General features: G+C 36.6%; 5 protein-coding genes. All 5 read left to right on the top strand.

Annotated features, from left to right (window positions below):
• Nucleotides 1–679: 679 nt before the first annotated feature.
• The 5 genes from ABIL69_11575 to mutM are packed head-to-tail and all read left to right on the top strand — an operon-like array spanning nucleotide 680 to nucleotide 5,869.
• Complete coding sequence (locus tag ABIL69_11575) at nucleotides 680–970, top strand: DUF3467 domain-containing protein (protein MEO0124628.1); 291 nt, start codon at nucleotides 680–682, stop codon at nucleotides 968–970.
• Nucleotides 906–2,072 (top strand): hypothetical protein, encoded by a 1,167-nt coding sequence (locus ABIL69_11570; protein MEO0124627.1) that lies wholly within the window; start codon nucleotides 906–908, stop codon nucleotides 2,070–2,072. Before ABIL69_11575 ends, ABIL69_11570 begins: the two co-directional genes overlap by 65 nt.
• Nucleotides 2,054–2,695 carry a site-2 protease family protein gene (locus ABIL69_11565; GenBank protein ID MEO0124626.1) on the top strand — a complete coding sequence of 214 codons (642 nt, stop codon included), beginning with the start codon at nucleotides 2,054–2,056 and terminating at the stop codon, nucleotides 2,693–2,695. The genes ABIL69_11570 and ABIL69_11565 overlap by 19 nt, the downstream gene beginning before the upstream one ends.
• Before the next feature lie 16 nt (nucleotides 2,696–2,711).
• Nucleotides 2,712–4,985, top strand: coding sequence for an AsmA family protein (locus ABIL69_11560; protein ID MEO0124625.1), 2,274 nt, complete (start codon nucleotides 2,712–2,714; stop codon nucleotides 4,983–4,985).
• Complete coding sequence (gene mutM / locus ABIL69_11555; protein MEO0124624.1) at nucleotides 4,985–5,869, top strand: bifunctional DNA-formamidopyrimidine glycosylase/DNA-(apurinic or apyrimidinic site) lyase; 885 nt, start codon at nucleotides 4,985–4,987, stop codon at nucleotides 5,867–5,869. Before ABIL69_11560 ends, mutM begins: the two co-directional genes overlap by 1 nt.
• Nucleotides 5,870–6,467: the final 598 nt, after the last annotated feature.

The following is a 6,467-nucleotide window of genomic DNA, read 5'->3' as shown; positions in this document are numbered from 1 at the left end:
GCTTGCAGTATCGTCCTGACGGACTTGCAGTATCATTTAATTCGCAGAATCGCTACGCTTGTGGGAACGGCATTTGGGATTTCGGATTTCGGATTGCGGATTGCGGATTTGATAAGATACAAAATACGGATAAAGGCATTTCGAATTGCGGATTGCGAATTGCGGAAAATTAAGATGCAGTATCATTTCATTCGCAGGATCGTCCTGACGGACTCGCAGGATCATTCCATTCGCAGGATCATCCCTTTTGGGATTCGCAGGAGACGCAGTAGCGTTTCACTCGCGGGATCATTCCATTCGCAGGATCGCTACGCTTGTGAAAATGGCATTTCAGAGTGCGGAATGCGGAATTCTTGTCATTCTAATCCCCCTATATCCCCCTTTAGTAAAGGGGGAATTAAAGGAGGACTTAGGAGAGGAGGAATTGTTAATCCCCTTATATCCCCCTTTAAAAAAGGAGGGATTAAGGAATGAATTAGAGAGGGGGATTTTGCTATGCACAACAACCAATAACCAGTGGTTAAATCCCAAATCCCGAGCACCAAATCCCAAACAATAATTAAATCCCAATGTTTAAAAAAAGAATGGGAACGACAAGCGGAGTAAAGTGGAGAGGAGCCAGTTTAATAGCATCTTGATTAAAGTTATTTATTGTATATAATTTAAAAAAGGAGCAGAAATGGAAGAAGAGAAAAGACCACCCATAAATGTTGAATTAAGCCCTGAGCATTCTGATGGTGTGTATTCAAACTTTGTTTTGATTGCACATTCACCTTCTGAATTCATCCTGGATTTTGCCCGAATGCTACCAGGACTTCAAAAGGCAAAGGTATTCTCAAGGATCATAATGACACCTCAAAACGCATATTTATTAAAAGAAGCACTTGAAGAAAATCTTAAAAAATATGAAGAACGATTTGGAAAAATTAAGATCTTTGGTAAAGAAGAGAAAGAAATCGGTTTTAAGTAAAGTAGTAAATTTCTTTCTCAATTCTGATTATAAAGCATATCTCGTTGGCGGTATACTGAGGGATACATTGCTTGATAGAAAGACCAGGGATATTGATATCTCGGTCTGCGGTGATGCAATAAAAGCCGCATACGAATTGAATAAAATCCTTAAAGGTAAGATTGAGGTCCATAATGATTTCAAAACCGCAACAATATTTACCGGCAGGACAAGGATTGATATTGCAATGACAAGGGATGAGACATATCCTAAACCCGGTGCACTCCCGGTTGTGTTTGAATCTGATATCTTCGGTGATTTAAGACGAAGGGATTTTACAATAAATTCTATGGGGCTTTTGATTTCAAAAACAAACCCAAGGATAATTGATTCTTTTTTTGGACTGAAGCATCTTGAGAACAAATTGATTAAGGTCATTCACCCGAAGAGTTTTATGGATGATCCGACGAGAATCTTCCGTGCACTCAGATACAAAAACCGCCTGAATTTTAAATTGGAAAGTAGAACTGAAAAATTATTGATTGAGGCATCCTGGCTCAGGGTCTTAAAAAAGGTATCAAAACAAAGGATTCTCAATGAACTCAAACTAATTTTTGAAGAAGAGACATATTTAAGGACAATAAAAGACCTGTATAAATATGAAATATTTCAATTTGATATTAAAAAAATAAATATACTTAAAAAAATTCCGCCCGATTTGAGATACTACTATTTTCTCAGCCTTCTTGAAGATAATTTTCCCCTGAGCAATGAAGAGGCGAAACTCGTGAGCAATTTTAGAAATTTTGAAAAGATAAAACAGGGGATAAAACGGGCAGAAAAAAATAGTGAGATATATTATTCTTTGAATAATGTAGATAAAAGGGTGATAAGGACCATTTTTTCCCTGTATAAAAGTTTGAGACCAAAAATCAGAAAATTTTACAGACTGAGTAAAATAAAACCAATGCTCAACGGGGATGATTTGAATGAATTAAAAGTCAGACCCGGACCAATCTTCAGAGTCATTCTCACGGGCATACACAAATTGCAACTTGATAAAAGAATAAAAGATAAAAAAGAGGCAATAGGAATGGTGAAAAAATGGCTGAACGCATTATAGAATTATTGTTATCCTTACCACCACTTTTGCTTGCACTCACAGTCCATGAATATTTCCACGGCTATATCGCATATCGTATGGGGGACCCAACAGCAAAATTTGCCGGAAGGCTCACATTCAATCCCTTGAAGCACATTGACCCGATCGGGTTTATCGCATTTTTATTGTTCAGATTCGGCTGGGCAAAACCGGTACCGGTGAATCCTTATAATTTTTACAATTACAAAAAGGGAATAATCTTGACATCAATTGCCGGACCTGGTTCAAATTTTTTACTTGCGTTGATTTCCGGGCTCATCATACGTGCCATTGACTTACGCTTCATATATCAGAACCTTTTTCCAGTTTTGTTGATGTTAAAACTCAGCATGTATTACAACCTCGTACTCTGTGCATTCAATCTTATTCCTGTGCCACCGCTTGATGGTTCAAAGGTTCTGTTCCATTTATTGCCGTATAAATACAGCCACATTCAATATCAACTTGAACGGTATGGTTTTCTAATTCTTATCGGACTTATATTTGTTGATAATATGGGAATCCCGGTGCTCTGGGGATGGATTGGACCGTTTGTAGTATTCTTTAGCAGAGTATTTGCAGGGTCTGGGGGGCTATATCTCTAAAAATAAGGGGGGCACAATGAAAAAAATTTTAAAAATCCTCGGTATAATAATCGGCGTGCTGGTGTTAATTTTTGTGATTGGGTATATCGCAATAAGTTCATTTCTGACACCGGCATATATTCGTAGCATTGTAGAAAAAATCTCATCCCAGGCAATAAACTACCCGGTTGAAATTGGGAATGTATCATTAAAGTTAGGATTTAAGATTGCAATCGGCATTGACAGACTTTCTTTAAAAAATCCACCAAACTTTACCGACCGAAAAATGGTGAACATAGAAAAGATCAATCTGAATCTGAAATTACTTCCCCTTTTTAGAAGGCAGATTGTAATAAACAGCATCTCAATAAATGGTGCAGTAATAAATATTGAAAGGAACAAAGATAACTATTATAACATAGCAGTGCCGCAATTACAAAAAATGGAAGGACCCGATTTTAAGGTCGCAGTTGATAAAATAGAAATCTCAAAGACCGAAATTAATTACAGTGACGCAATTTCAAAAACTGAATACAGCATAAAAAATGTAATTCAGAAAATAAATTTCAAACAGAGTTTGATTTCAATAGGCGGAAAACAGACAGTAGATATAGCAAAAACAAAAGATTTTCCCGCACTCACATTAGAAATTACCAATACAATTGAATACGATACACTCACAAAGAATATAAATATAAAAGAGCTGAATGCTGAATATGGGACAATCAAGGCTCGATTTTCAGGTACTGTAGAAAAATCAGAATTACTAAATTTAAATGCAAATCTCAATATCTATGACCTGACAAAAATACTGAATTTGATACCTGAAAAATCAAGACCCGTGAAATTGTCTGGTTCAATAAGGGCAGATGCCACAATCCTGGGCACAACCAAGGAACCGAAGGTGAATGGAAAATGTGAACTTGTGAACATAACATTTAAACCTAAGGGTTTAAATCAGGAAATCCAGAAGATTAATGGTAGTTTTGGATTTGACCTTAATTCAATAAAAAATGTTATTATCCAGGGAATATTCGGAACTTCAAGATTTGATATAAGCGGCGGCGTGAATAACTTAAAAAATCCCCTGCTTGATTTGATTGTGAAGGTATCGTTAAACTTAAAAGATATAGAAACATTGACTGCCCAGACAGGCGGGATGAAACTCTCCGGAAGTGCAATTTTGAATATTGCGATAAAAGGCAATCTGGAAAAACCAAACTTTTTTGGTGATTACACAATTTCGGATGGAACGATTGATGGGATAGGACTTGTAAAACCCATAACGAATTTAAGGGTAAAAGGAACACTCCAGACCGACGGTGCAAAGATTTCTGAATGTTCAGGACATATCGGAAGGTCGGATTTTTCATTCAATGGTTATGTATCAAACTTCAATAAACCTGTTATCCAGATAAACAATACTTCAAATCTCATTGATCTTGATGAACTATTTCCGAAGACTAAAACCGAAAAGAAGGCTGAACAGAAAGGCATTCCTGTCACAATCCAGGGCAATTTCAAAATAAATAGGCTTACTGGAATGGATATGGAATTTAAAAATATAAGCACGGCATTCAAATTTGAAAACGGCATAATTGATATAAAGGATTGCAAGGCAGAAACATTTGATGGTAGAGTGGAATTTGATTTTTACTACAACACGAATAGCCCTGAACCTTATCGGATAAATACAAGGATGACAAACATAAATGTCCAGAAATTTTTCAAAAGGTTTTTGAAATTTGAAAACCTGCAGGGTAATCTGTCCGGTGTTAATAACTTTCAAGGTAGGGGTTTTGAACAAAAACAGGTTATTGCAAATCTCACTGCCAGTGGAAATGTGAAACTCACAAATGGTGTATTCAATAATTTTGAATTCCTGAATGTGCTTTGCGACTGGCTCGGGATAAAAGACAAAAAAATAATTCCGGTAAATGACCTCGTCTGCTCATTCAAGATTGAAAATGGAAGGTCAAATATTGAAGACTGGTCAATGGAGAGTGGGATAGGAAACTTTCTTGTGAATGGCTGGATAAAACTTGATGGGGTAATAAATCTTGCAATCACACTGACATTAAACAAAAGAGAGTCTGACATCCTGAAAAGTTATCACGGTGATTGGGTATTATACTATGACCCACAGGGAAGGGCAACGATTGATATTATTGCAACCGGCAAGTTATTGTCGCCACAATTCAAACTTGACACAAACAAGATAAAAGAACGACTCAAAGGAAAGATAAAAGATGAATACGATAAAAAGAAAAAGGAACTTGAGAATAAGTTGAAGGACCTATTCAAAAAATAATGCCTGAACTGCCTGAAGTAGAGACGATAAAAAGGGAATTAAAATCAAAGATAATAAATGAGAAGATAATCGGTTGTGAAATTCTCAGAAAAGATATAATTGGTTATCCCGCACCTGATAAATTCTGCAGAGGTATAATTAATGAAACAATCCTGAATGTAACAAGAAGGGCGAAATATCTGATTATTGTGTTGAGTAATGAAAAAAGATTGATATTTCATTTGAGATTGTCGGGGAGGATAACCGTTCTAAAAAATCCCAAATCTCAAATCCCAGATCCAAAACAATCTTTAAATTCCAATTTAGAAACAATCCAATTTAATGAAAAGGCAAAATTTGTGAGATTGATAATAGATTTAAAAAATAAGTCACTTGTTTTCTCTGAACCAAGGGCACTGGGAAGGGTTTATTTGATAAAAGAAGATGAAAGACCAAGGGTTTTAAAAGGATTCTTTAATCTGAGTTATGAACCATTATCACCAGAATACGATTTTTTGTATTTCAAAGATAAAATAAAAAATCGCAAGGCAAAGATAAAATCTGTATTGCTTGACCAGTGTATATGTGCAGGCGTGGGAAATATCTATTCAGACGAGGCACTGTTCCATGCCGGAATAAGACCGACAAGAAGGGTAAATACATTAAAGACCGATGAGATATTCAAACTCCTATTAGCGATAAAACAGGTATTGAGAAAAGGGATTGATGAATGCGGAACAACAGTGTCGGATTACAGAAGGACCGATGGAAAAACCGGGAATTTCCAGAATTTTTTGTATGTTTATGACCAGGAAGGCAAACCCTGTAAGAAGTGTGGGGCAAGGATCGTGTTGACAAAGGTAGGTAATCGGTCAACGCGATATTGTCCAAAATGCCAGAAGTGATTGAGAACGGCATTGCGGATTTCGGATTTCGGATTGCGGAATTCTTGTTATTCTAATCCCCCTATATCCCCCTTTAAGAAAGGGGGAATTGTTAATCCCCCTGTTTCCCCCTTTAGGAAAGGGGGAATTAACAGAGGAATTAAGAAAGGGGGAGTTAATGAATGAATTAGAAAAGGGGGAATCAACGGAGGAATTAAAAAAGGGGGAATCAAGGGATGAATTAAAAAGAGGGAATTAACGGAAGAATTAGAAAGGGGAGAATTAAAGGGAGAAATTAGAAAAGATGGAATTAAGAAAGGAATTAGAAAAGGGGGATAAGGGTGATTTTACAATGACAATATAATTCAAACCAATAACCACCAGTAGACGCAGGCTTTATCCTGCGGATAAATATGTTCAAATCTCAAAGGATTTCGCACCCTAAAGGGTGCGGCTACAATTTTTAAACACATAACAATGCCCGTTTGGGAACGACGCATCAGCAAGCTGATGCACTCCGGCGAAGGGCTATCGTTATACGGTATGGTATTGGGTTTAGGATTGGAAATGAGTTAGGGTTTGGTTTAAAGGTTTTGTTTACAGTAACAATTTTCCCAAA

The sequence above is a fragment of the candidate division WOR-3 bacterium genome (assembly GCA_039802005.1).
GTDB lineage: Bacteria > Hydrothermota > Tepidihabitantia > SM23-42 > JAOAFX01 > JAOAFX01.
Note: the sequence above shows the minus strand (reverse complement) of the source record. Positions and strands in the feature narration are given on the sequence as shown.

Excerpts from the sequence above, each read along its gene's own strand:
- ABIL69_11565 (MEO0124626.1), top strand. The coding sequence starts at position 2,054 with ATGGCTGAACGCATTATAGAATTATTGTTATCCTTACCACCACTTTTG.
- ABIL69_11570 (MEO0124627.1), top strand. The coding sequence starts at position 906 with ATGAAGAACGATTTGGAAAAATTAAGATCTTTGGTAAAGAAGAGAAAG.
- mutM (MEO0124624.1), top strand. The coding sequence starts at position 4,985 with ATGCCTGAACTGCCTGAAGTAGAGACGATAAAAAGGGAATTAAAATCA.
- ABIL69_11560 (MEO0124625.1), top strand. The coding sequence starts at position 2,712 with ATGAAAAAAATTTTAAAAATCCTCGGTATAATAATCGGCGTGCTGGTG.
- ABIL69_11575 (MEO0124628.1), top strand. The coding sequence starts at position 680 with ATGGAAGAAGAGAAAAGACCACCCATAAATGTTGAATTAAGCCCTGAG.